A 22,242-nucleotide genomic window follows, 5' to 3' on the forward strand; every position below is an offset into this window, starting at 1 on the left:
CTTTGTGGCTGCGTCTCCCACCGCACGCACCCCATGCGGGCTGGGGTGGTAGCCGCAGCAGTATTCCGTCGGAATACGTGGCGCTTCCGTCTGGCGCACAAGGTGCCGATCGGCGGGCGGTGGCGTCCAGGAAGGTTTCGCATCAGCGCGCCGTGATGGCGTTTCCATTGAAAACGGGGTGGGCCCGGACCATGCCGTCCGGGCCCACCCCGTTTTCAATGGAAACGCTCAGGTCCCTCAGTCCTTGCGCTGCAGGAAGCCCAGCGCCGTCGCCACCTTCCGGTAGTCCTCAGCGGGGTAAGACTTCGGCAGCAGGATCGGGAGGGGAACACCGTCCTCGTACATCTTCTTTGCGTCGACGGAGTAGCGGACGAGTGGAAGCAGGACCGATCCGTACTCGGCTTTGGCAAGTTCGGTCGCGCGTCGCGCCGGCGCCTCGTTGTAGCTGGGCGTCGGGGTCCCTGTGAGCACCAGGTGGTTCATTGTGGGACGACCGGGAACGGTCCTCTTGTTGGCGTTCTTGTCGCGGATGTTCTCAAGCTCGTCCAGGAGCGGGCCGAGCAGGTTGACGTCCTTCGGGTCGGCCCGTACCGAGGGGATGACCTTGTCGTCTTCGTCGAGCATCCGCGCGACGGAGTAGACCATCTTCCCGTAGGACGCGGGGAAGTCGACGTTCCAGACCTCATCGTCGCCGTCGTAGGCGTGCATGACCTCCATGAACCAGTCATTGCGGTCCGGGTCCAGAGCGATCAGCGTGTCCGTGCCGGCCAGGCCGGGGTCACTGGGGATGAGGCGCAGGTTCGGAATCGGCGCGTAGAGGCTGTTGCCGTCCTCGTCCTCGCCGATCCAGTAGCGGGCGGGCAGGGCGACTTCGTCGAACGTGGCCTTGCCTTCGATCAGGTCAATGACGGTCTTGCGACCCTCAAGGTCTTCCGGGGTGTAGCCCAAGACCTTGGTGCCGGACATGTTGGCGTCCAGGTCCCAGAACGTGTTGCGATAGCCGCGCAGGGCCATCGTCACGGCGAGAGAAGTGCCGGTGGTGGACTTCGTAGATCCACCGCATGCAATCAGGTACGCGAAGAGCAGGGGCCAGTTGCGTCCGCGGGGCCGGAAGCGAGGATCGACGACAGCCGTCTTGGAACTCATCGACTGCCTCCGGTGGTGAGCAGACCCATTTCCTTCTTCTCCCACTCGGTCTCAGGCACGTACTTGGCGTAGTGCTGCAGGAACCTCACATGCCCGCTCTCGATGGGGCCCCAGGACTGCCGTCGTGACGACGTCCGTAGCTCGCACGTAGCCAGAGCGCTCGCGAAGGCAGCGAGCCGGAGGAGGTCCTCGTCGCCGGACTCAAGCACGGCGCTGTAGTAGGCGCCGGCGCGTGACTCCTCCAACTGCTGCCGACCGACACGGCGCAGCCAGGCAAGGGCCCGCTGCTGCGCCGGGCCCTGCTGCGGGGGAGCCAGGGCTGCGGCGGTCAGAACCCGGATCAGCATCTCGTGCGTTTCCGGCTTCGTCAGGTCCACCGTCTCTACGAGGTGCTGGCAGGCAGCGTCACGGTCAGCGGCTGCGGTAGCCCGGTCCTGCTCGTACTGGTCCGCCGTTGGCTTGCTGTCGTCATTCTTCTGCCGCTGTCGGGGCGGGACCGGGTTCCCGTTTCCATTGGAAACGGCGGCAGGACTCCCCGTTGCGGCAGCCTGGCCGCTGGCGTCGTTTTCATTGGAAACGGCCAGCTCCCCCTTGGTGGCGGTACTCGCGGCCGAACCGCTCGGCTGGGCTGGGGCATCGGCGTTTCCACTGGAAACGGCAGCGGCCGACGGTTGCGCGGGCAGGCCGCCAGCCTGCTCCTTGGGCTCCTTTTTCCGAGCGAGGATCTGCGCCTGAGCCGCGGCCGCGAGCACGCCGTCCTGGATAAGCGCGAGGGCGTCCCGCTGGTCAGCGGGATCGGTGAAGGTGAGCAGCTTCTCAGCCGAGCTGATCGCGAGCTTGCCCTTGTGGAGCTGTTCCAGGACCGCGGGGTCCAACTTCAGGAGCTGCACCCGCTTCCAGACAGTTCCCTTGGAGATAGACCCCTCAGCGGTCTCGCCCACCTTCTCGGCGATCTGCTCGTACGACAGGCCTTCCTCCCGCAGCGCCTGGTAGTGCTCGGCCTCCTCCATGACGCTGAGCTGCGCACGGCGCAGGTTCTCGATGAGCGTGATGAGGCGTGCTTCCTGGACCTTGTCATCGCGCAGCACGCTCGGGATGGTGGGGCGCTCGAGGAGTTGGAAGGCCCGCCACCGGTGTTCCCCGAAGAGGATTACGTTGTCGGCCGTGATCTTGTCTCGGGTCTCGGGGTATTGCTTGAGCCACACATCGGCCCGGATGTGAGCGATGTCCTGCAGCAACCCCACTTCTTGGATGGTGGCCGCGAGTTCGGGGATCCCCTTCATCTGGCGCTTGTTGAAGGGGTTGGGGCACAGGCTCGTCAGCGGGAGTTCGAAGCGATCGCCGCTGCGCACTTTGTCCTCATAGAGGGCACCACGAGCACTTGGCTTGGTTTGTACGGGCTTTGTGCTCTTTCGCGCGGGCCTCGGGAGGGGACCGGACATTGATGCTCCAGGACGACGTCGGTAGGTACGGACCGAGACTAGCGTTTCCAATGGAAACGCCGACCTGCGGCGGGCTGGGCGTTTCCATTGGAAACGCACACCGGGGATTCGGCAGCTGTCACGGTTCGAGTCGTTACGTCACGAATCCCAGCCTCCGTGTGGCGGCCACGTCCAACTCAAGCAGCATCGTCAGCTGTGGGGCCAGCTCGATCGGGGCTCCGAAGAGGTGACAGAGCATCTGGCCGGCGTGGTTGACGGCCTCGGCCAGCGTCCGCCCGAACCCTGTCTCCGTGAGCGCGGGCAATGTCGCGGCGAAGTACCCGTCCGACCAACTGACGTAGAGCTGAAACAGGTGCGCCTTGAGGATCCGCCAGTCGTCGCTCCGGGCCATTCCGAGGAGAACTCTGCTCGGCTTACGAGCTTCGTCTTCGCGGGGCTCCACCCAGCTCTCGACGTCGCCGACGCTGGAAAGCGTCACGTCGTCGTCTCGGTCGGCGTCGTAGCAGTGATAGCTGCCGTCATCCTCGACAGAGACGTTCAGCCTGCTCTCGCCAAGGAGTCCGAGCGACCACAAGGGCTCCCCGTGCTTGACCACATCGAAATGCCAGCCGGGGCGATGAGCCAGGAAGTTGCCAAGGGCTTCCCAGGCCGGCCAGGCATCGAAGCCCCCACCGAAGTCCTCGCAGACGTTCCGGTAGTCGCTGTTGGCGAAGTTGACGCGCACGGACTGATACGGCAGGCGTTCCATGGAGCGAGTATGGGCCGTCCGGTCGTCAAGGATCCCCTCGGTGGCCAGCTCGGCCGACCGTTGCACCTGGCGGCTTCTCCCTGCGGCGTTTCCAATGAAAACGCCGCACCGCGGGCGAGCGGCGAGGCGTCCCTGTTGGCCCTCAAACCCTGGTCCCGTCTCAGCGAATTGAGTCGAGTGCCGATCCGAATCAACGAAGCCAGTCGTCGCAGGGCGAGCAAATGGCTGCAGAAGACGGCTCGATGAGCGGCTGTCTCACCGAAGTTTGTCCGTCCTGGTCAGCAGATCGGTGCCGACTAGGTTCGTTGAGAACGGACAAACACGAAAGGCCCCGCACCCCGCGACTGTGTCCGCGGTGCGGGGCCTCACGTTGGTGTGGGCAGTGGTCGGTGACGGCTTGAGCCGCGCGAGTCTTCCGGCTTTGTCGGAGTCGAGGGGCGCGTCATACTCGATGCAGGCCCGCTTCCAGATCCGAGCAGCTTCTTCGTATCCCTCCTGGGCCTGCAGGCGTGCCCAGAGATCAGGGAAGTTGCGACCCGTGCCGTCACCTCCGAGATCGCCGTCCAGGAGCGTGGCGAGCTGATCGGGGTCCCTGGGAAGGCGTGGATCGAGGTAGTCGAGTCCGGGGACGTAGGGGTGTGCGGGCACGGTCGTGCCCGGGACATGTTGGGTGCTGCGCCTCTGCAGACGGAGGCTTGTGGTCATGGACGCGGCCTGGTCGAGGAAGTCGTAGGGGCCGAGGCGGATGTCGGGGCGGCCGGGCCGGGCGAGGACAACGGCGTACTGCTCCCCTTGTTCACGCAGCACCCGGCGGGAGGGACGGGCGTCCCAGGGTTACGGTGCGAGGCCGCGCTTGAGTCGGAGCGGGTGGTGGGGCTGGCCCGCCTGGGTGACGGCGAGCGTGCTGAGCCGGTGCATGCCGGGAAGGGCGAGGACTTCGGCGACGCGATCCGGACGGGCATTCGTTCCCCAGCCCGCGATGAGAGGCCCGCCGATGTATTCGGCGATGGTGGCCGAGGCTTGTAGGTAGGCGTTGTTCTCGGGACCGACGGGGTCGCCTGCGGCCGCGAGGTCGCGGGGCTTGGTCGCCTGCCACGCGTAGAGGTTGACGATGAGGAGGCCGCCGCATCCCCAGTCCTGGGCGGAGGTGATGCAGCGCTGGCTGGTGTTGTCGTCCGTGGTCGCGTTCGCGGTGGATGGGTTCAGGAGGACGAAGACGGCGGTCTTGCCGGTGTCCGCCCACTCCCTTATGAGGAGGTAGCGGTATCGCTCGCAGTCGGACAGGACTGAGGAGCGTCGTATCTCAGGGTGCTGTGCTGGTAAAGCCTGTGCCATCGTTGATCCATTTCCTCGGAGCGTTCTGGTCTCAGGTCTGTCCGCGGCCGACGGGCTCGGGGCGCGCCGGGCCAGGAAGCGGGTCAGCCGTTCGGGCCTTCAGGACACGGGGCAGGTGGACGTGGAGGCGCTCGATCTGCACATCCAGGCCTCGCTGCCGCAGCCTCGGCGCGAGGAGTTCCGTCAGTCCGCTGGCACTTTTCCGGTCTAAGAGAACGATCAAGATCGGGTTTCTGAGCATCTTCACCGTCTGGTTCATAGGGAGGCTGGCCACCATCAAGGCCGCTGCTCCTGCCACCCGCACGGCCGTCCGTCGATTGCATGCACCCCACTGGTGCCTAGGCCGACCACGCTTTCAAATCGCGTTGTGACGTCTGCGACGAAGTGGAAGATCGGCCTGCCGATCGCAATGGTTGCCTTTTTGGCACTGCTGATCTGGGCGCCGTGGTGGTTGGACGGCTCGCATTTCGGCGATGAGCTGACGCCGGGCGAGGCCGCGGTGGTCAGTGGTCTGCGCACGGCTCTCGTCGCGTTCGCGGCCGCCGCGGTCGCGACCGCCGGCGTTGTCTACACGCACCACAACCTCGCACACTCGCGGAGAGTGCTCGAGGAGTCGAAGCGGACCTCCCAGGAACAGGCCGAACATGCCCAAAGGGCGCTTCGGCAGTCCGAGGAACATGCCACACGGCAGGCTGAGCTGACGCGCCAGGGGCAGGTCAATGACAGGTATATGCGGGCGATCGACCTACTCGTGCGAGAGTCGTTCAGCGAGCGGGTTGGGGGCATCTACGCCCTTGATCGGATCATGCGGGAGTCTGAGCCGGACCACATCATGGTGGTCGAGGTACTCGCTGTATTTGTGCGGGATCACGGGCGTCCCTGGAGTACCAATGATGAAAGCCTGGCGCCGGGACTACAGCCCCGGCTTGCGGGGGACGTACAGGCGGCTCTGAACATTTTGGGGGCCCGCCCAGAGGACTCCAAAGTCGTGGTGGATTTGCGAGAGACCTATCTGCGCGGCGCAGACCTGACCGACGCCAACTTGCAGCGGGCGATCTTGTATGCCGTCAACCTGAGTCGCGCGATCCTGGCCGGGAGCAACCTCAACCACGCCAACCTGTGGGGAGCGGACCTGCGGGGCGCGTTCTTCCAGAGAGCCAGCCTGCAGGAAACGATCCTGCATGAAGCCAACCTTCGCGGAGCGGAAATCACCGTGGATCAGCTCGTATCGGCACGACCGACGTTGAAAACAGTATTGCCAGTCAGCCTTGAGAACGATCAGCGAGTCAAGGACCGGATCAACGAGGTGCAGCGAGAAGGCGTCCCTGCGCCGTCGTAGTGACGCCGTTGCGAGCGGTGGTTCCCTGGGGTCGATGCTCAGGTGCAGGGTCACCGGGGGGTAGCCACGCGGCGACGGCGCCGTTGCAGGGCCAGTCACGTGCTGATCCCCTCGGGGTGTGCGGCCAGTTCCAGGAGCACGGTCGCGTGGCAGTAATCGGGCTCGCCTGCGCGGGGAAGTGAGCACGTGCAGGCCAAGTCCCGGCCCTGTAGATGGCTCAGGCCGGTGAGGACGCGGCGCCGATCGAGGGTCCTGCGGCCGACGGCGTAGGTGTCGGGGCCCTCGCCGTTCAGCCAGGCCCGGTATCGGGTGCTGGCCTCCTGGCGGGCGGCCGCGGGGGTGCCCAGGTCTTGGGTGGTGCCGTCCGGTGCGATGACGACACAGTTCTCGATGCGCCAGGGGTTGCCGTAACGGCTGCTGCGGTCGACGACCTTCGCCCTTCCGACGCGCCACCCCTTGGTGCGCGTTTGCTGGATACGTGCCGGTGTTGGCGGAGGGGCAGGGTGTGCAGTATGCGCGGCCGTACGAACACTGCTGTGGGGCCGGTGTTCTCCCATTGCCGCACCAAAAGATAGCGGTACCGGCCGCAGTCCGAGATGACTGCGGCGCGCCGTATCTCAGGGGCCGCGGTGGGGGTCTGTTCAAGGGATTCCATGGCTGTCCGTTCGTACGACGGGTGTTGCCGAAGGGAGTTGCGCTTGGGTGGGGTCGTTGTTCCGAAGGCCGTGGACGGGATTCGAGGGCGGTCGGGCACGAGAGGCGGGGGTGGCGAGATGGAGGCGGGCTGGTTCCCGTGGTGCGCCAACATGGGTCACGGGGCCGGTTCTTCGGTGACCGGCCCGTGTTCGGCGATCAGGACCCTCCACCGGATCCAGTGCGCGCTCGTGCAAGTCCAGCGGGTTGGGCCGCGGGTCCAGAGGCGTCCATCACGGTCCCGCACGGCGCGCACGCCGGCAGGCGCCTGGAAGGAGCCGGGCCCGTCCGGGCGCCAGGTGCGGGCGGTCGCTGTGCTCACTGGGCGGTTGCGTTGGCCTCGGGCTGCGCCGCTCCCTCATCTGCCAGCAACTGGTCGACGGTGGGTTCGTCGACGCACAGCGCATAGGCGATCTCGTGTCGGGGCCAGTTCCGCGCGGCGTACTCGCGGGCCAGCGCCATCCAGGCGGCGGGGCGGTCGTCGGGTTCGATGTAGTCGGTGCTTTCGAGCATTGCTGCCTCCCTGAAGGCAGGTTGTCGATGGGTACGGACGTGGCCCTGTTCGGCTCTGGACCGTGTGCGTGGGGGTGCTGCCCGTCCCCTGCTCCCCCGGTGGGATGACTCGGGAGGTCTTTACGCCGTAAAGAGCAGAGATCGTTCTGGTCCACAAGCAACCGCGCAGGAGACGGGCCGGGGGCGGGTGTCGCAGTAGAGGAGGGACGATGGCAAGGCCCCGCAGCCGCTCCAGAACGCGGGCGACGGCGGGGCCTTGTTGCTCGTGCTGCTCACACGGCTGGGTTGGATACGGCGAGCAGGTCGTGCCCGTACGCCTGCATCCAGGCCGTGCAGAGGTCGTGATCAGGGTTGGCCGGGGCGGTTGGCCAGATGCGGCGCCAGGTCGGACGCCGGTCTTCCATCGCGACCTGGTCGAGGCGGTCGTGGTCGTCACAGTCGCCAGCGGGCCAGTGCTCGAAGAGGACCAGCGGGCCGGGGTAGCGAGCGGCAAGTTCCGTCCAGATCTCGCCCGCACTGTTGGTCGTGGAGGCTCCGAGGCCGGTCTCCGTCACGATGGCAACGTGGCCTTCGCCTTCGGCCTTCCAGACCCGGAGATGGGCGATTCCTCCGCCGGCTGCGCACGCCGACCGGAAGGGCCAGGCGGGATCGTCACGGACGAGAGCTGCCCGCGCGTCGGGGACCGTGGGCAGCGGGAGGAAGAGGGGCGGTGGGGTCGGGTCCATTCGTGTCTCCCGAGGTCGGGGCTAGCGCCCATGCTGTCAGTCGGCTGCCGGTCATCTGGCAGATCTCCGGCAGTGGGTATCAACGGTGTCCTCCGTGGCTGCGCAATGAGGACAGGCAGAGGGCGGCGGTCTTTACGGCGTAAGGACCGCCGAGGGGAGTCAGGCTTCGGAAGCTGTTGTCCTGGCAGGGCGGAGAGGCGGCACGGCGTCGTGCAGTCGGCCGTCCAGGAGGCGCCCGGCCTTCTTCTTGCCGAGGCGGATCATCTCGACGCGGTGGCCGAGTCCGTCGACCGGGTCGCCCACCAGGGCATGGCCACGCTGGTTTCCGCCGATGGCGATGCGGCCAGACGGCGCCCACGCGCCCCATTGCTTGAAGAAGTAGGGCGTGCCTGCTGCGTCGCACTGGTCCCGGACGTTGCGGGCCCATGCGGGGTTCATCGGGCGGGCCTTGGCACCGGATTCGCCTCCGGCGATGACCCAGTTGATGCCCGCGCCGGTGGTGACGTCGGCCAGGTACGGTTCCAGAACGATCTGCTGCACGAGCGGTTCACACGAGAGGAACCGGACGGCGGCGTTGACCTTGAGGAGGAGGGGGATGCGCTCTTCGGCGTAGCGCTGGTCTTCGACGCTGGTGCCGATCCACACGTGGTCCGGCCAGGCGTCGCCCCACGGGGCCATGGCTGCGATGTTCTCCGGCCGTTTGGTCAGCAGTTGCCACCGGAGCCAGGGGGTCTGTTCGATGAGCTGCCAGAGACGGTCGCGGGGTTCGGTGACCTGGGGGTGGTCCTCGAAGACGTCGGCCATGGAGGCCGTGAAGACGCGGAGGGGTACGCCGGCGTCCTCCGCCTGGCGGTTCCAGGCGAGGGGCTTGCGCCAGTACTGGTCGGACAGCATCCGTCGCTCGCCGCCGCGGTGGAAGAGGTCGAGGCCCCAGCGGCGGGCGAATTGGTCCGCGTAGCAGTTCTTGCATCCGGGTGAGACCCGCGAGCATCCCCACCAGGGGTTGAAGGTGCGGTCCGTCCATTCGATGCCGGTGTTGTCACCCACGGGTCTGTTCTCCTGCGTGGTTGAGGGTCTTGGTCGTCTGGGGGTTTGGGGTGTGCGAGAGGTAGGAGGCGTACGCGGCCTCCGCGAAGCGCCAGGCGGCGGGTGTGTGCCGCTTCGGTCGCCACAGATCGGGCTCGACGAGTGTCTCGAGCTCACCGCTCTCGTGGTCGAGGAAGACGCCGATTCCCCAGTAGTTCGCCTCGGACAGCAGGTACTTGCGGCGGGGCGGTGTGGGGGTGACGACGGCGCGGGTGCAGAACGGTGCGTAGGAGCTTGCTCGCCCGATGCTGTCGCGGGTGCAGGTGGCGTGGATGGTGGCGAGGTCGACGCGGCGGAGGGGCAGGGAGTCGGCCCCCGGAGTCCTGGTCTTGGTGGGTGTGGTGTTCGCGGGGTGGGGTTTGGCATCCGGGCGGCCGGTCTCAGGGGTCGACGGCCGCCCCGGGCCGTTCAGGGGGTGTGTTGGGCAGGGACTGTGCGTGGCCTTGCAGCGCTCGGTCAGGTCCGGCGGAGCCAGCTCCGCACGAGGCCTGCCAGCCGTCGCCTGCTGGACAAGGGCGGCAGCGCTGGGGCGGGCTCCTCCGTGTGGGTAGCTTCGGTGGGAGTGGAAGGTGCGCGCTGCTCGTGGGCGGCGATGAGGTCGCCGAGGGCGCTGGGGTCGTCGGTGGAGTCGACCCACTTGCCGGAGGTGTGCCAGACGCTGGTGAGGCAGGTGTCGGGGTCGTTCCACGTCTGGTAGTCGCCGTATCGCTCGATGAACCCGTACTCGGACAGGACCTCGGGTCCCAGTTCGTCCTCGCTGGCGACTTGGCTGAGGTCGACGCCGCCCTCCAGTACGTGGATGGCGTTGACCTGCAGCCGCATTCCGTCCCCCGGGACTTGGGGAAGTTGAAGGTGGCCGGTGACGCGGAGCAGGTCGCTGGCGCCCAGGTCGTTCACGACCGCGTGCGCCAGCTCGGGGTTGGTGACCGTACAGGGCATCACCAGTTCGTCGATGCGGTCCTCGGTGGGGGAGACGACCAGCTGGAACCGGACCGGCGTATCGGGCAGGTCGTCCGGGAGGGTCTCGTCGTCGAGGTAGCCGTCCAGGACGATCAGGCCGTCGGGCTCGCCGGGAGGCGGGACCGGGATGGGCACGGTCATCGCACGGCCCTCCTTCCCTCTCGGCCGCGGGGACGAAGCGACCGGGGAACTGCACCGAGCGTCCTGCGGCGTTGCGCGTGCTGGCGGGCGTGTGCTCGCCCGTGGGCATGCGTGCAGGGCGCGCAGGGTTCTTCCTCGCGGGCTTCGTGGCAGTCGTGGCCTTCTACCGTGCCGCAGGGGGCGGTGATGTCGTGCAGCACGGCGAGGGCGTACAGGGTGTCGGCCTGGATGCCGGTGCGGGCGGTGATGGTGCGCTGCTTGAAGCCGTCGCGGAGCAGGCCCAGGGCGACGGCCTGCATGAGGGTCAGTGCCGGGTGCGGGTTGGGTATGACGGAGGTCGCCATCGTGAGGAGTTCCTTTGCGGTGCGGCTGTTAGTCGGGAGTTGCGGCGAGCCGGTGCGTACGGGCGTGGGTGCGTACGAGACGCAGTGCCGGCCGTGTGGTGACGGGAGGCCGCGGTTCCGGGCTCTCGGCGTCGACGGTGAGGACCACCAGGCGTAGGTCGGTGTGGTGGGTGTCGGGCAGGGCGAGGAAGCCGCTGACCGTCAGCAGGGCTCCGGGGGGCAGCTGGGCGAGGTCTTCGGCGGCTACCGGGTCGGCGAGCGCACAGGGCAGAACCGTCTCGCGGACTTCGTGATCGAGTTCTGCGGGGCGCGTGCTGTGCGCGTCGGGCGTGTACAGCAGGCGGAAGTAGGCCTGGCCGTCGACGAGGACGGCGGCTTCGGCCAGCGCGCCGCTCAAGGTCATTTCGTGGGTGTGGACGGACATGCTGAGCTCCTCGCGGGTCGTATGACCGTCTCGGGCGCGGCCGGGAGGGCAGCGGTGCTGGCGGAGGGTTCTTTGCGGAGGTGGGAGGCGAGGCAGGCCGCGTTCTGGGGGAGCGCGGCCGCGACGCGACGGCGGAGGGGGTCGTCGGGGACCCACAGCCGTTGGCGTCCCTTCACTTCGGTGACGGGGGTGGGCAGCTGGACGGCGTCGGAGAGTTCCCAGTGCCAGGTGCTGTCGCGGTCGGCCCACGGGCTGCACCGGCCGTCGCAGTCGGTGTGGGCCCCGGTGATCCGGGCAATGGCCACTACGGCTCCCCTGGGTAATTCCAGGTCTCGGGGCACCTGGCGCAGGGCCGCTTGGTCGGTGTCGAGACCGGCGTGGACGAGGATCAGCCCACCGCTGAAGCTGCTGGGCGGCCAGCCGCGGTTCTCGATGTCCTTGCCGAGCACGGCCACGGCGGAGGCATGGGGCTGCCAGAGGGTCAGAGCGCGAACCGGATACGGCTCGCTGACAGTGGGTTTCCTCATGCCGAGGCCCTCGCTTCCTGTGCCGGGTGGAGGGCTGTTTCCGGGCTGGCCGTGGGGTCGGCGACGCGGCGGTGGGCGCGGCGGCCGTTGCGGCCGCGCGACTTCTTGATCACGTACATTTCGTCGTCCGCGGCTTTGAGTACGGTCGACGCGGACGGCTCCGGCACGTCGGTGACACCTACGGCACCGATCGAGGCGTCGACCTGGAGCGGGCCTCCCGGCCAGGGCACGGGCTGTGCGAGCTCGTGGGCCAGGTCGTCGATGAAGCCCTGCAAGTCCTGGTCCCGGATGCTGATCGCGGCGACGAACTCGTCCCCGCCGAGACGGGCGGACATGCTGCGCGGTCCGCCGTTCTGGTCGACGAAGTCGTCGAGTCGGCCGCCCGTCGCCTTGAGTACGGCGTCCCCTGCCGGGTGGCCGAAGTCGTCGTTGATCGGCTTGAAGCGGTCGAGGTCGAGGAGGATCACGTGGGTGATGCGACCCTGGCGGATCAGGCGTTCGGTGCGGCGCATCCAGGGGCGTCGCGTCCACAGGCCGCTGACGGGGTCACGGCGTTCGGCGCGGAGCATGCGGGAGAGCAGGCCCGCGTGGATGCCCCATCCGGCCGCCGGTATGGCGGCGAGCAGGATCTCGTTCACGGCTGTCCCGCTTCGTTGTCGGCGACGGGGCGTACGACGACGTACTGGTCGTCGCTGAGGGACTGGTGGACGTGTGCGTCCTGGCCGGCCTCGGCGGCTACGTCGTCGGCCTTGGCTAGGGAACGCGGCTGTCCGGTCCCGATGGAGTAGAGGCGCTCGCTGGGTCGGCCGGCGCATGTCCGGCAGCCGGGGGCCCGGGACGTGGTTGCGGATTGGGTTAAGGCTGTGGTCATCTCGAAGTGCCTCCGTTTCGGGGGTCGGTGGGGCGCGCCCGGTGGTTGGTAGGCCGAGGGCGCGCCCCGCGGCGTGTTCGCGGGTAGGGCACTGCCACGCCCGGGCGGGGCGCGGCTGAGGTGTTGGTGTGCCGAGGGTGGTCCGCAGCTTTACGGCGTAAAGAGGGGACCGGCTCAGATGGCGGCGGCCGCCGTGAGGAACGCACGGTCCGCGGTGAGGGCACGGTTTCGGCGGGCGTCCATCTCCGCCCGGGTGACCGTCGGTAGATCTTCGTCGTGCGGCTTCACCGCGTAGGTCGCGTCGCCCGCGGCGCCGGCCAGTCTCAGCAGTTCCGCATTGCGGGTCAGGACGCGCAGTTCGTACAGGCGGAGCGTGACGTCGTCGCGGGAGGTGTTGCTTGTGCTGTTGGCGGCCTCCGTCTCGCGGGGGTCCGAGTTCTCCCGCCGGGCGATCTCCCAGCGTTTGTAGAGGTGTCCGCGGTGGACGGAGAGCTGGGACGCGAACCGGGCTGCGGTGGTGCGAGGTTGGTCCTTGCGGGTGGTGTGCCGCAGGAGGAGGGGTTCGAGGACCGTGCCGAGCAGGGTGCCCGCGACAGCGATGAGGCTGGCGAGTGCGGCGTCCATCGGTGCCTCTGGTCAGCCGAAGGCCAGGCTGTGGCTGTGGCAGCCGTCGCACCACGGTTCGTCGGGTGCGCCGCCGAGGTGGACGCTCTGCAGGTCTGCCGCGTCGGTGACCTTCACCCACAGCGGGCCCGGGCAGCCGTCGGTGCAGGCCTCGTTGAGGCGGGCCTGCCATTGGTGGTCGTACGGGTCGCCGTCGTCCATCCAGCGCACCGTGATCTCACGGCTGGCCACGGCGAAGGTGCCGGTGGCGAAGCCGTCCTGGCGCTCGCTGTGCCAGGCGAATACGGCGGCCAGGTCCTCGCCGAAGGTGCGCCGTACGTCGGCGAGCGGGTCGGGGTCGGCGGTGGCCGCGCGGCACAGCAGCAGGCCGAGCAGGTCGAGTTCGTCGGCGTAGTACGCGTGGTCGAAGCCCTCGTCGATCAGCTGGTCGAGGGTGGGTACGCCAGCCGCCTGGCGGGTGATGGCATCGGGCGGCACCTGCTTGGCCTTCGTGCGCGTCTCCTGACGGGCCAGGCATTCCTCCACGGGGACCCGGAACACGATCGCTACGGTGGGCATCCGCCAGTGCCGGGCACGCTGGATCAGGTAGGCGCGCACACCGCGCTCACTGTTCGTGGAGTCCGCAAGGACGGGCAGGTTTCGGGTGAGGCGGGCGTCCAGCAGTTCGCGGAACACCACACTTGCGATCGGGGTCGCGGACTGGTCTCCGGGCGACCCGGTGGCCTGCCACCGGTAGTTGTCCAGTTCGAGCCGCCAGTCGGGCGGGAACGCCCGAGCGACGCGGCTCTTTCCGCTGCCGGCGGCGCCGACCAGCGCAAGTAGGAACGGGCCGTCGGGAAGGGGGAGCGGGGTGAGCGCGGGCTCGCTGGTTCGGCGCACGAAGTCCTCCGTGGAAAGGGTGGGCGAATGCGCACGGAGGGCTGGCAGGCGGTGCCGCTTGCCCGTCATGCGCAAGTTCGGGGGCGGCAGTCGCCGATAAGAAGGGAGTCGGTGGGCTGCCGTCCAGTGGTCCGTCCGGGTCTGGCCGGTCCTCCGCACGGTCCCGATCCAAAGGCGGACCGGGACGGCACGGAGACCCGTCAGCTGCGCGGGGCGCCGTTGACGCTGGAAAGGTCGGCGCGCGGTGTGTCGACGCGGTCGACGGCGGGCGCGGCCTGCTGAGGTGTCGGCTCGGCGGGGGTTGCGCGCGCCTGCTGGTCGAGCAGCAGCAGGAACTCCGCACCGAGTTCGGGCGCGGCCAGGACCACCCGCAGGATCGAGGCGAGGCCGTCGCGTTCGATGGCGTTGAGGCGCTCAGCCACCTCGTGCGCTTCTTGGTGGGCGACGACGGTTCGGAGGTAGGCGTCCTCGGTGGTGGCCGTGCGTACGGCACCGCAGAGGCCGCATCGGAAGGTCGCCTCGTCCCAGCCGGTCTCCGGCTTCGGCTGGCTGAGGGGCGATGTGTTGGGGACGGTACTCACGTTCGACCGCCTCTCACTTGGAGGCCGCGATGAGGGCGGCGGCCGTCTCCACGGCGTGATGGAACGACTGGTCCAGGGCGTAGTTGCCGCCCAGTGGGCCGCCCAGGGCGTAGTACTCCTCCTTGCCGATGGCCTCGGCGAGAGCCTTGAGGTGGATCCGACGGTCGGCCCACCAGTGGGTACCGGCGGACAGGGCGAGCGCGGCGATAACCCGGGAGGGCTTGAGGCGCAGGCCGAGCACGCGGGAACCGGTGAGCAGGACGGCGGCCTGGGTGGCGGTGTAGGTGGCGACGTGGGCGGTGCAGGCGATGCGTCCGGCTCGGCTGGACTGGCCCTCGTTCTCGTCGTGCTGGCCCTTGGTGAGGGCTTGGTGGTGGGACTGGATCCAGTGATCGCCTACGTCCGCGGCCATGCGGAGCAGGGCGTAGGCGGCGGCGAAGCGGATCGCTCGGGTGCTGTGCTCGGTCATGGAGATGCTCCTCAATGCGTTGAGTAAGTACAGGGGTTGGTCGTTGCGCTGGTCGCGCCGTGGTCGGCGTGGTGTGTCCGGTCGGCGCGCTGATGATCGGCTCAGTGGCTGTGGCGGCGGATCCGTCCGCGGAGCGGCCGAGGGGCCGGTGTCCTGGCGGCGAGGGCCTGCACGAGGCGCTCGCCCATCAGCTGCATCTGGTCGGGGCCGAAGTACTCGGGTGCGAACTCTTCGCCACCGCAGACGGGGCAGAGGTGATCGTGTTCGAGAACCTCCATGCTCCGGGAGCAGCCGTGGTCTTCAGTGTGGGAGTGCACTGCGCCGGTTGTCTGGTCAGCTGGTGCGGTGTGCCGCCGTGCAGCGGGCGCACAGGAAGCGGCAGGTCTCGCTGAAGGGGTCGGTCGTGGCAGTGCCGATCTCGGCGAGGTCTCCGCAGTTGTCGCAGACGGTGCCGAGCAGTTTGCGGAGCTCGTCAAGGTGGTTGGCCAGGCTGGCGCGTTCGCTGGCGGGCATGTCAGCGACGATCTTCTGCGCGGTCTCGCGGTCCCCGGTGCGTACGGCGTGCAGGGCTGCGGTCGCCCGGCGCGCGGACGGGTCGGTCGGCACCTCGTAGGGGTCGGTGATCTTGTCGAGTGCGTCGCGGATGCGGGCGGCGTGGTCCACGACGAAGGAGCGGTGCTGCTCCGGCGTGAGGCCGTTGGTGTGGGCGGTGGCCTCGTGGTCGGGCGGACCGGCCGTCTTCGCCAGGCGCTCCAGGTGGAGTGTCGCCACGACTAGGTCGCTGATCATCGGGGTCTCTGCGTGGCGGACGCTGTGCCGGTGGGACTCGGTCGTCTCCGGTGATTCCGCGCGGCTGTGGGTGATGTGCGTGGTCGTCATAGGGTGCCGCCCTCCTTGCCGGTCGGAGTTCGCCCTGTCGGGCCTCCGCACCGTCCCGGTCTACGAGAGACCGGGGCGGCACAGGGGACCGGCAGGGGTCAGACCGCGACCGGCTCGTCCTTCAGCTCGCGGGTGACGTGCTGCTCCAGGAGGTCACGCACCTGCTCCATGGACGTGACGGGGACCGGCTCGGTCCTGGTGGCGGGGGCGACGAAGGAGTACTCGTGCCTGGGGTGCTTCCCGCTGTCGTCCTTCTCGTAGTACACGTACGCGCCGTCAGCGAGATGGAACATGGCGCTGGTGCCGTCGACGCCCACCCACAGCCCCCTCTTGCCCAGCAGGGCGCCTGCGGGGTCGACCTTCCCGGAGTAGAACGCGGCCTCGTGAGCGGCCCCGGCCTGCGCCGCATCGGTCAGGAGATCCATGACGTCCTCGGGGTGGCTAGGCAAGGATTCCGCCGGCTCCTCCATGCTCCGCTCGGCCGCCGGGGAGTACGAGGTGCGGGTGAGCTCGCGCAGCGACGCCTTGAACGTGCTGAGCAGCTGCATGACGCCAGCGGCGAGGCCGAGACCGAGGCCGCCCCCGAGCGCCCCGGCCCAGCCACTGGGCACGCCAGGCGCGTTAGAGCCCACCCAGCCGCCGGTGCAGGCGGCGGCGGCCAGGATGACGAGTTCGAGGCCTGCCACGGCGATCGCTCCCATAGGGGTGGCAATCGCCGCGGCGGCTTGCTTGGTCTGGGACATGAGGATCTGCTCCTTCGGGATTCGGGAGTGGGTTGGAAACACGGGTAGGCCACCTGATCTGGGATCAGCCGGTCACTGAGAGGTGTTGCGGTCTGGACCCCGGACGTCAGTCCGTCCGGTGCCGGGATACGAAGACGAGGGGCCCATGGAGATACCGCACCCTGGGCCCCCGACCACGCGAGCGACCATGAGCCCCGACCACCGGTCACAATGCGGCAACGTGCTCCCTGGGCTGCCGTGGTCGGGGCTGATGGTCGGGCCGACCATGACAGACCCGGGCGATGGAGTGCTCGAGCGTCCGCTCCGGCGCGGGGTGCCGGCGGGAGCGGCTCATTGCAGCCGCGCTCAGCCAGTCACGGTCTGAACCCGCTCCTGGAGGCTGTCAGTGTCCGCGCTGTCTCCTTGAGCACTGCCGGGTACGGGACGGAGCATCGCCAACACCCCGTCCAGCTCGTCCGGCTTCACGAGGACGTTGCGCGCCTTGGAGCCCTCGCTGGGCCCGACGATGTTGCGGGACTCCATGAGGTCCATGAGCCGCCCGGCCTTGGCGAAGCCGACGCGCAGCTTGCGCTGGAGCATCGAGGTCGACCCGAACTGGGTGGAGACGACCAGCTCGGCCGCCTCGCACAGCAGGTCGAGGTCGTCGCCGATGTCCTCGTCGATCTCCTTCTTCTGCTTGGTGCCCACGGTGACGTCGTCCCGGAAGACGGGTGCCATCTTGTCCTTGCAGTGCTGGACGACGGCCGCGATCTCGTTCTCGGTCACGAAGGCGCCCTGCATACGGGTCGGCTTGTTCGCCCCCATCGGCAGGAACAGCCCGTCGCCCTTGCCGATCAGTTTCTCGGCGCCGGGCTGGTCGAGGATGACGCGGGAGTCGGTGAGCGAGGCGGTGGCGAAGGCGAGCCTGGAGGGCACGTTCGCCTTGATCAGACCAGTGACGACGTCGACCGAGGGCCGCTGGGTGGCAAGCACCAGGTGGATGCCGGCCGCGCGCGCGAGCTGGGTGATGCGCACGATGGCGTCCTCGACGTCGCGCGGGGCGACCATCATCAGGTCGGCGAGCTCGTCGACGATCACCAGCAGGTACGGGTACGGCTGGAGCTCCCGCTCGCTGCCCTCCGGCGCCTTCACCTTGCCGTTGCGCACGGCCTCGTTGAAGTCGTCGATGTGCCGGAAGCCGAACGCCGCCAGGTCGTCGTAGCGCAGGTCCATCTCGCGCACGACCCACTGGAGCGCCTCGGCGGCCCGCTTGGGGTTGGTGATGATCGGGGTGATCAGGTGCGGGATGCCCTCGTAGGCCGTCAGCTCGACGCGCTTGGGGTCGATGAGGACCATGCGGACGTCCTCGGGGGTCGCGCGCACCATGATGGAAGTGATCAGGCAGTTGATGCATGACGACTTGCCGGAACCGGTGGCTCCGGCGACCAGGATGTGCGGCATCTTCGCGATGTTGGCCATGACGTAGCCGCCCTCGACGTCCTTGCCGAGCGCCACCAGCAGCGGGTGGTCGTCCTCGGCGGCCGCGGCCAGCCGCAGCACGTCGCCGAGGTTTACCATCTCGCGGTCGGTGTTGGGGATTTCGATGCCGACCGCGGACTTGCCCGGGATCGGGCTGATGATCCGCACGTCCGGGCTGGCGACGGCGTAGGCGATGTTCTGGGTCAGCGCGGTGATCCGCTCGACTTTCACGGCGGGGCCGAGCTCGACCTCGTAACGGGTGACCGTCGGCCCGCGGGTGAAGCCGGTGACGGCGACGTCGACCTTGAACTCGGAGAAGAGGTTCGAGAGCGAGGCGACGACCGCGTCATTGGCGGCGCTGCGTGCCTTGCCGGGGCCGCCGCGCGTGAGGAGGTCGAGTGCCGGCAGGGCGTAGGTGGTGTTGTTCGACAGCTGGAGCTGCTCCGCGTGCGCGGGATGTTCGCGCTCCTGGCTAGCGGGCGGCGCCTTGGTGAGGTCGGGGACGACCAGAGGGGACGGCATCACCCGGTTCGGCTGGGCGCTGGCGGGCGCCGGACTTGCTGCGGTCGTGAGTTTCCCGCGCCGTGGGAGGGCCTCATGCTGAACGCCGTCGGGGGCCTGTGCCTCTCCGTCGGGCCCGGAACGGCGGGAGCGCGCGGGCGGCGCCTCGCGCCGCTGCGGCGCGTGTCGCTGGTCGTCCTCGCCGGGCACGTCGGCTGCTTGCCCCTGGACGACGCCGAGGTGCGCGCCGAGCGACCGCAGCCGCTGCGGGATGGCGTTGACCGGGGTGGCCGTGACGACCAGCAGCCCGAAGAAGAGGAGCAGCACCAGCATCGGTACGGCCAGCACGTCGCCCATCGTGTATGTCAGCGGAGTCGCGATGCCCCATCCGATCAGGCCGCCAGCGTCCCGTATGGCCTGCATGCTGTCGCTGCGGGCCGGCGAGCCGCAGGCGATGTGGACCAGCCCGAGCACGCCGATGCCCAGGACGGACAGCCCGATGACGACTCGGCCGTCGCCCTCGGATTTCTCTGTGTGCCGGATGAAGCGCACGGCGAGGGCGCCGAGCAGCACCGGCACCAGCAGGTCGAGGCGGCCGAAGGCGCCGGTCACCAAGATCTCAACGAGATCGCCGACCGGACCCCGCAGGCCGGCCCATGTGCCCACGGCGACGATCAGCGCGCTGCCGAGCAGGAGCAGCGCGGCGCCATCCTTACGGTGCGCCGGATCGAGGTTCCTGGCGCTCCGCCCCATACTGCGGAAGAGCCAGTACACGATCCTGGTGCTGGGCGACGTCTTCGCCGCGGCCCTCTTGGCGGGGGCCCTCTTCGCGGCGGGCCTCTTGGCTGGTGACCTTTTCGCCGCGGCCCTCTTCACAGGGGCCTTTTTCGCGGCAGTTGTCTTGGCCGGTGACCTCTTTGCAGGGGGCTTTTTCGCGGCTGGCTTCTTGGCGGGTGTCTTCTTCACAGCGGGCTCCAGGGAGGTTGGGCAGGCAGGTGATGCGGGGTCCGGTGGCGGGGCCGGGCGGAGCGTTCGTCTTCCGGCGTCGCCACGTGGCCGGGTCTTCTGCTGTCAGGCGAGCGCGGTCACGATGAGCGCGAGGACGGCGATGACGATGAGGACAACGGCGGCCAGCGAGAGGCGGATGGCCCGCCCCAGCCCCTGGAACTTGGGCAGCGCGATCTGAGAGAGGACACGAAGCTGGTCCGCCCGGCGGTCGTCGCTCATCTCGGCGAGGATCTGCTGGGTGTCGCACGTAGCCCAGTAGGGGAAACTCGCACGGTCCGCGCCGTGCAGTCGGGGCAGGACGACGAACAGCAGCAAGATGGTGGAGGCGGCCAGGGCGAGGACCGCGAGTCCGCCCGCGACGAGGCACAGCACGGGGAGATCCTTGTCGGCCGACCCCACCAGGCCCGCGATGATTGCGCCGTTGAAGGCGAGGAGGAAGGAGGTCTTGTTGTCGGTGCGGCCGATCTCCGATGCCACGGTGGCGAGCGCGTCGTTGAGGTTCTGGTCGACGAGCGAGGACTGAGCGCCAGGCTCGGTGGTGGTCGGGGACGGGCTCACCGGGTGGCCTCCTTCGTCTTCCGCGCGGCCGGCGCCGGGGTCGGCACGGGCAGGCCCAGGCGCTGCGCGAGCGCGTGGCGGGTCGCGAAGTCATGGGCCGGGTCGTGGATGAACTCGGCGACCGTACGGAGTCGGCCGCGCAGCGTCTGCAGATCGTTCTCGATGGAGCGCAGGTCGACGGACTGGGGTAACGGAGTGGTGTCCGTGGTTTCGGAGCGGCCGGTCATCAGGCCTCCTTCTTGGATATCCCCGGCTTCAGCCGGGGGAGAAAACGAAGCACCCTCCCGCGTGAGCGGGGCAGGAAAAGCCGACTCGCCGCCAGGGCGGATCGGCGTATGAGGCGGCTGCCTCGGTGGGGTCGTTCAGCGGGTGCGGCGGGCGGCAGTGCAGCGTGGCTCTGTTCACGTCGAAGAGCAGCGTTTCGACAGCAGTCCGGGAGGCAGCGCCCGCGCCGGATGTACACGACTTCCGGCAGCAGCTCGGAGAGGACCCGCAGGACGCCGTCTGCCGCCCATCGGGAGTCCGGGGCAAAAGCGCTGGCTACGGGCGTAGGTGACAGCCGCCATCGCGCCGTTGCCGACCGCGGCCGGGTGCCCTCCCGTTCTCGTGAACATCGACTCTTCCGGCGGGCGGGTGCCTCCCGGAGCCGTGAACACGTGCTGTCGGGAGTCGTGAACAAAGCCAGCAGCGGCTGCAGAGGAAGCGGCAGTCCGCTCTGAAGGGATCGGTGGTGCAGGTGCCGAGTTCGGTGAGTGCGCCGCACTCGGCGCAGGCCGGGCCGAGCAGTTTGCGGAGTTCCTCAAGGTGGTCGGCGAGGTCGGCGCGCTCGTCGGGGAGCATCTCGGCGATGATCTGCTGGGCGGCTTCGCGGTTCCCGGTGCGTACGGCGGCCAGGGCCGCGTTCCCTGCGGCCTCCGGGGCGGTGATCGCGGCGTCGACGTCGTGGCCGGTGTCGTCCTGGGGCGTGCCCAAGGCCGCTGCCGTGGAGAGCGTGGTGCCGGTGACGACCGTCATACGTCGTCCCCGGCCGCGTCCGCGTGCTCCATGACGAGCGTGGCGTAGGTGGAGTCGTCGCCCGCCACGAGGCGTACCGCCTTGGCGAGCTCGATCCAGCCCTCGGCCCGTCCGGAGTGGTACGGGCACAGCTGCTCCAACGCCTCGCAGGCGGGGCACAGTTCGGGATCGGTGTGGTAGCGGGGCAGGCCGTCCTTGAGCTGCTGGACGCGGTCGCGCAACTCCAGGTATTCGCCGATGAGCGTTTCGACCGCGTAGGCGCCATCGCCATCCATGCCGGCGAGGACGCGCTGCGCGTCGCGTGCGGAGTCGAGCACGTACGACTCGGTGTCGGGGCCGAGGGTCATGGTCGAGGAAGTCCTTTCCGAACAGGATGTCAGGCGCCCCTGCTCTGAGCCCCATGCCGGTCGTGGGCCGGGGCGGGCGACGGGGCGGCCGACAGGCGGAGTGATTGGGGCCAACGGCGCGCTGGCTGTTCCGGCTCCCTGCCCGCCCCCGACCCCCGGTGACGGGGCCCGAAGGACGGACAGGCAGACGTCAGTTCGGCGACGGCGGCAAGAACGGAAGGGGGTAGGGCAGGTACTGGGGCGGCTCGGTCCTCGGCATACGGATCTCCGTGCTGACCTGTACGTCGGGAGGGGGCGGTGCCTCGTTGTGCACATCGACGTGAACGAACGCGAGCGGCGGGAGACGCAGCCCACGCAGCGCCAAGCTGGACAGCGCGGCCCACGCCAGGAGGCCGACTGCGGTGGCGATTGGGCGGCCGGGCCCGGGAGTTCCAATCGACACCATGATCACGGTGGCTGCGCCCCACACCGCCCAGGCGAGCCGGGCGGGGCCGTTGTGGAGGGCGCCGAGGACGAACGCGATGAGTCCGAGGGCCTTCCAGATGCTGTAGGTGGTGAAGGCGGTGATGGGCAGTCCCTGCGTGTGGGCGACGAGGTAGCGGCGTACGGGGTCGTCGATGGTGGCGCCCACCGCGTCCACGGTCGTGGCCAAGCCGGGCATGCCGGGCAGGAACTGGCCCAGCACCCATGCGCCGAGGAGGGTGACGGCGGCGCTGAAGGCCAAGTGGCGGACGGTTTCGTACCCCCACAGTTGCGCCAGCTTCGTCCGGGCCTGGCGGGTCCGGTGGCTGATCCAGCCGCGGGCCCACTGTAAGGAGGGCCACCGGGGCGTGTGCTGGTGGCCGTTCCCAGCGGTGGAGTTGGTGGTCATGATGGGTGTGCCTCTC

The 22,242-nt window shown here is 68.9% G+C and carries 29 protein-coding genes; 1 reads left to right on the forward strand and 28 read right to left on the reverse strand.

Annotation, left to right across the window (positions count from 1 at the left end):
- Positions 1–237: 237 nt before the first annotated feature.
- From CES90_RS12020 to CES90_RS12040, 5 genes are all read right to left on the reverse strand, one after another.
- The gene (locus tag CES90_RS12020; RefSeq protein ID WP_189784848.1) at positions 238–1,146 is read right to left on the reverse strand and encodes a ParA family protein; all 909 of its coding nucleotides are present in this window, start codon (positions 1,144–1,146) and stop codon (positions 238–240) included.
- The gene (locus CES90_RS12025) at positions 1,143–2,498 is read right to left on the reverse strand and encodes a ParB/RepB/Spo0J family partition protein (protein WP_229914034.1); all 1,356 of its coding nucleotides are present in this window, start codon (positions 2,496–2,498) and stop codon (positions 1,143–1,145) included. Before CES90_RS12025 ends, CES90_RS12020 begins: the two co-directional genes overlap by 4 nt.
- A 223-nt stretch (positions 2,499–2,721) precedes the next feature.
- Positions 2,722–3,336 carry a hypothetical protein gene (locus tag CES90_RS12030; RefSeq protein ID WP_189784846.1) on the reverse strand — a complete coding sequence of 205 codons (615 nt, stop codon included), beginning with the start codon at positions 3,334–3,336 and terminating at the stop codon, positions 2,722–2,724.
- A gap of 255 nt (positions 3,337–3,591) precedes the next feature.
- The gene (locus CES90_RS12035) at positions 3,592–4,143 is read right to left on the reverse strand and encodes a hypothetical protein (RefSeq protein ID WP_189784845.1); all 552 of its coding nucleotides are present in this window, start codon (positions 4,141–4,143) and stop codon (positions 3,592–3,594) included.
- A gap of 27 nt (positions 4,144–4,170) precedes the next feature.
- A complete protein-coding gene (locus tag CES90_RS12040) occupies positions 4,171–4,671 on the reverse strand; it encodes a DUF1643 domain-containing protein (protein ID WP_189784844.1) in 501 nt (166 codons plus the stop codon).
- A 367-nt stretch (positions 4,672–5,038) separates the two neighbouring features.
- Between CES90_RS12040 and CES90_RS12045 the strand changes: the two genes are divergently transcribed.
- Positions 5,039–6,010: a pentapeptide repeat-containing protein gene (locus CES90_RS12045; RefSeq protein ID WP_189784843.1), complete on the forward strand. Its 972-nt coding sequence runs from the start codon at positions 5,039–5,041 to the stop codon at positions 6,008–6,010.
- Between the two features lie 95 nt (positions 6,011–6,105).
- Here CES90_RS12045 and CES90_RS12050 read toward each other — a convergent pair whose 3' ends face one another.
- The 23 genes from CES90_RS12050 to CES90_RS12160 form a co-directional block, all read right to left on the reverse strand.
- Positions 6,106–6,567: a DUF4326 domain-containing protein gene (locus CES90_RS12050; RefSeq protein ID WP_189784842.1), complete on the reverse strand. Its 462-nt coding sequence runs from the start codon at positions 6,565–6,567 to the stop codon at positions 6,106–6,108.
- Positions 6,568–7,021: 454 nt separating this feature from the next.
- A complete protein-coding gene (locus tag CES90_RS12055; protein ID WP_189784841.1) occupies positions 7,022–7,216 on the reverse strand; it encodes a hypothetical protein in 195 nt (64 codons plus the stop codon).
- A 272-nt stretch (positions 7,217–7,488) separates the two neighbouring features.
- Positions 7,489–7,941 carry a hypothetical protein gene (locus CES90_RS12060; RefSeq protein WP_189784840.1) on the reverse strand — a complete coding sequence of 151 codons (453 nt, stop codon included), beginning with the start codon at positions 7,939–7,941 and terminating at the stop codon, positions 7,489–7,491.
- Between the two features lie 159 nt (positions 7,942–8,100).
- Positions 8,101–8,988 carry a DUF5131 family protein gene (locus CES90_RS12065; protein WP_189784839.1) on the reverse strand — a complete coding sequence of 296 codons (888 nt, stop codon included), beginning with the start codon at positions 8,986–8,988 and terminating at the stop codon, positions 8,101–8,103.
- Positions 8,989–9,483: 495 nt separating this feature from the next.
- Positions 9,484–10,128, reverse strand: coding sequence for a hypothetical protein (locus CES90_RS12070; protein WP_189784838.1), 645 nt, complete (start codon positions 10,126–10,128; stop codon positions 9,484–9,486).
- Positions 10,125–10,472, reverse strand: coding sequence for a hypothetical protein (locus CES90_RS12075; protein ID WP_189784837.1), 348 nt, complete (start codon positions 10,470–10,472; stop codon positions 10,125–10,127). The genes CES90_RS12070 and CES90_RS12075 overlap by 4 nt, the downstream gene beginning before the upstream one ends.
- 28 nt (positions 10,473–10,500) lie before the next feature.
- Positions 10,501–10,896 carry a hypothetical protein gene (locus tag CES90_RS12080; RefSeq protein WP_189784836.1) on the reverse strand — a complete coding sequence of 132 codons (396 nt, stop codon included), beginning with the start codon at positions 10,894–10,896 and terminating at the stop codon, positions 10,501–10,503.
- On the reverse strand, positions 10,872–11,423 hold the full coding sequence (locus CES90_RS12085; protein ID WP_189784835.1) for an ASCH domain-containing protein: 552 nt from the start codon (positions 11,421–11,423) through the stop codon (positions 10,872–10,874). Before CES90_RS12085 ends, CES90_RS12080 begins: the two co-directional genes overlap by 25 nt.
- Positions 11,420–12,061, reverse strand: coding sequence for a GGDEF domain-containing protein (locus CES90_RS12090; protein ID WP_189784834.1), 642 nt, complete (start codon positions 12,059–12,061; stop codon positions 11,420–11,422). Before CES90_RS12090 ends, CES90_RS12085 begins: the two co-directional genes overlap by 4 nt.
- Positions 12,058–12,294 (reverse strand): hypothetical protein, encoded by a 237-nt coding sequence (locus tag CES90_RS12095; protein ID WP_189784833.1) that lies wholly within the window; start codon positions 12,292–12,294, stop codon positions 12,058–12,060. Before CES90_RS12095 ends, CES90_RS12090 begins: the two co-directional genes overlap by 4 nt.
- Positions 12,295–12,468: 174 nt before the next feature.
- Positions 12,469–12,918, reverse strand: coding sequence for a hypothetical protein (locus CES90_RS12100; RefSeq protein ID WP_189784832.1), 450 nt, complete (start codon positions 12,916–12,918; stop codon positions 12,469–12,471).
- 12 nt (positions 12,919–12,930) lie between these two features.
- Positions 12,931–13,797, reverse strand: coding sequence for an AAA family ATPase (locus CES90_RS12105; protein ID WP_229914033.1), 867 nt, complete (start codon positions 13,795–13,797; stop codon positions 12,931–12,933).
- 200 nt (positions 13,798–13,997) lie between these two features.
- Positions 13,998–14,378: a hypothetical protein gene (locus tag CES90_RS12110; protein WP_189784830.1), complete on the reverse strand. Its 381-nt coding sequence runs from the start codon at positions 14,376–14,378 to the stop codon at positions 13,998–14,000.
- 13 nt (positions 14,379–14,391) lie between these two features.
- Positions 14,392–14,847 (reverse strand): transcriptional regulator, encoded by a 456-nt coding sequence (locus CES90_RS51225; RefSeq protein WP_189784829.1) that lies wholly within the window; start codon positions 14,845–14,847, stop codon positions 14,392–14,394.
- Positions 14,848–14,948: 101 nt separating this feature from the next.
- Complete coding sequence (locus tag CES90_RS12120) at positions 14,949–15,125, reverse strand: hypothetical protein (RefSeq protein WP_189784828.1); 177 nt, start codon at positions 15,123–15,125, stop codon at positions 14,949–14,951.
- Positions 15,126–15,180: 55 nt separating this feature from the next.
- A complete protein-coding gene (locus tag CES90_RS12125) occupies positions 15,181–15,726 on the reverse strand; it encodes a hypothetical protein (protein ID WP_189784827.1) in 546 nt (181 codons plus the stop codon).
- Positions 15,727–15,824: 98 nt separating this feature from the next.
- On the reverse strand, positions 15,825–16,469 hold the full coding sequence (locus CES90_RS12130; RefSeq protein ID WP_189784826.1) for a hypothetical protein: 645 nt from the start codon (positions 16,467–16,469) through the stop codon (positions 15,825–15,827).
- 345 nt (positions 16,470–16,814) lie between these two features.
- A complete protein-coding gene (locus CES90_RS12135) occupies positions 16,815–19,202 on the reverse strand; it encodes a DNA translocase FtsK (protein ID WP_229914032.1) in 2,388 nt (795 codons plus the stop codon).
- Positions 19,203–19,499: 297 nt separating this feature from the next.
- Positions 19,500–19,994, reverse strand: a complete 495-nt coding sequence (locus CES90_RS12140; protein ID WP_189784825.1) for a Pycsar system effector family protein — start codon at positions 19,992–19,994, stop codon at positions 19,500–19,502.
- A complete protein-coding gene (locus tag CES90_RS12145) occupies positions 19,991–20,221 on the reverse strand; it encodes a hypothetical protein (RefSeq protein ID WP_189784824.1) in 231 nt (76 codons plus the stop codon). The genes CES90_RS12140 and CES90_RS12145 overlap by 4 nt, the downstream gene beginning before the upstream one ends.
- Before the next feature lie 313 nt (positions 20,222–20,534).
- A complete protein-coding gene (locus CES90_RS12150) occupies positions 20,535–21,008 on the reverse strand; it encodes a hypothetical protein (RefSeq protein WP_189784823.1) in 474 nt (157 codons plus the stop codon).
- On the reverse strand, positions 21,005–21,355 hold the full coding sequence (locus CES90_RS12155; protein ID WP_189784822.1) for a hypothetical protein: 351 nt from the start codon (positions 21,353–21,355) through the stop codon (positions 21,005–21,007). The genes CES90_RS12150 and CES90_RS12155 overlap by 4 nt, the downstream gene beginning before the upstream one ends.
- Before the next feature lie 190 nt (positions 21,356–21,545).
- The gene (locus tag CES90_RS12160; protein WP_189784821.1) at positions 21,546–22,226 is read right to left on the reverse strand and encodes a hypothetical protein; all 681 of its coding nucleotides are present in this window, start codon (positions 22,224–22,226) and stop codon (positions 21,546–21,548) included.
- Positions 22,227–22,242 lie beyond the last annotated feature (16 nt).

Origin of the sequence: Streptomyces capitiformicae (assembly GCF_002214185.1) — a bacterium.
GTDB classification, from domain to species: domain Bacteria; phylum Actinomycetota; class Actinomycetes; order Streptomycetales; family Streptomycetaceae; genus Streptomyces; species Streptomyces capitiformicae.

Excerpts from the sequence above, each read along its gene's own strand:
- CES90_RS12020 (WP_189784848.1), bottom strand. The coding sequence starts at position 1,146 with ATGAGTTCCAAGACGGCTGTCGTCGATCCTCGCTTCCGGCCCCGCGGA.
- CES90_RS12030 (WP_189784846.1), bottom strand. The coding sequence starts at position 3,336 with ATGGAACGCCTGCCGTATCAGTCCGTGCGCGTCAACTTCGCCAACAGC.
- CES90_RS12040 (WP_189784844.1), bottom strand. The coding sequence starts at position 4,671 with ATGGCACAGGCTTTACCAGCACAGCACCCTGAGATACGACGCTCCTCA.
- CES90_RS12050 (WP_189784842.1), bottom strand. The coding sequence starts at position 6,567 with ATGGGAGAACACCGGCCCCACAGCAGTGTTCGTACGGCCGCGCATACT.
- CES90_RS12055 (WP_189784841.1), bottom strand. The coding sequence starts at position 7,216 with ATGCTCGAAAGCACCGACTACATCGAACCCGACGACCGCCCCGCCGCC.
- CES90_RS12060 (WP_189784840.1), bottom strand. The coding sequence starts at position 7,941 with ATGGACCCGACCCCACCGCCCCTCTTCCTCCCGCTGCCCACGGTCCCC.
- CES90_RS12070 (WP_189784838.1), bottom strand. The coding sequence starts at position 10,128 with ATGACCGTGCCCATCCCGGTCCCGCCTCCCGGCGAGCCCGACGGCCTG.
- CES90_RS12075 (WP_189784837.1), bottom strand. The coding sequence starts at position 10,472 with ATGGCGACCTCCGTCATACCCAACCCGCACCCGGCACTGACCCTCATG.
- CES90_RS12080 (WP_189784836.1), bottom strand. The coding sequence starts at position 10,896 with ATGTCCGTCCACACCCACGAAATGACCTTGAGCGGCGCGCTGGCCGAA.
- CES90_RS12085 (WP_189784835.1), bottom strand. The coding sequence starts at position 11,423 with ATGAGGAAACCCACTGTCAGCGAGCCGTATCCGGTTCGCGCTCTGACC.
- CES90_RS12095 (WP_189784833.1), bottom strand. The coding sequence starts at position 12,294 with ATGACCACAGCCTTAACCCAATCCGCAACCACGTCCCGGGCCCCCGGC.
- CES90_RS12100 (WP_189784832.1), bottom strand. The coding sequence starts at position 12,918 with ATGGACGCCGCACTCGCCAGCCTCATCGCTGTCGCGGGCACCCTGCTC.
- CES90_RS51225 (WP_189784829.1), bottom strand. The coding sequence starts at position 14,847 with ATGACCGAGCACAGCACCCGAGCGATCCGCTTCGCCGCCGCCTACGCC.
- CES90_RS12120 (WP_189784828.1), bottom strand. The coding sequence starts at position 15,125 with ATGGAGGTTCTCGAACACGATCACCTCTGCCCCGTCTGCGGTGGCGAA.
- CES90_RS12125 (WP_189784827.1), bottom strand. The coding sequence starts at position 15,726 with ATGACGACCACGCACATCACCCACAGCCGCGCGGAATCACCGGAGACG.
- CES90_RS12130 (WP_189784826.1), bottom strand. The coding sequence starts at position 16,469 with ATGTCCCAGACCAAGCAAGCCGCCGCGGCGATTGCCACCCCTATGGGA.
- CES90_RS12145 (WP_189784824.1), bottom strand. The coding sequence starts at position 20,221 with ATGACCGGCCGCTCCGAAACCACGGACACCACTCCGTTACCCCAGTCC.
- CES90_RS12150 (WP_189784823.1), bottom strand. The coding sequence starts at position 21,008 with ATGACGGTCGTCACCGGCACCACGCTCTCCACGGCAGCGGCCTTGGGC.
- CES90_RS12155 (WP_189784822.1), bottom strand. The coding sequence starts at position 21,355 with ATGACCCTCGGCCCCGACACCGAGTCGTACGTGCTCGACTCCGCACGC.
- CES90_RS12160 (WP_189784821.1), bottom strand. The coding sequence starts at position 22,226 with ATGACCACCAACTCCACCGCTGGGAACGGCCACCAGCACACGCCCCGG.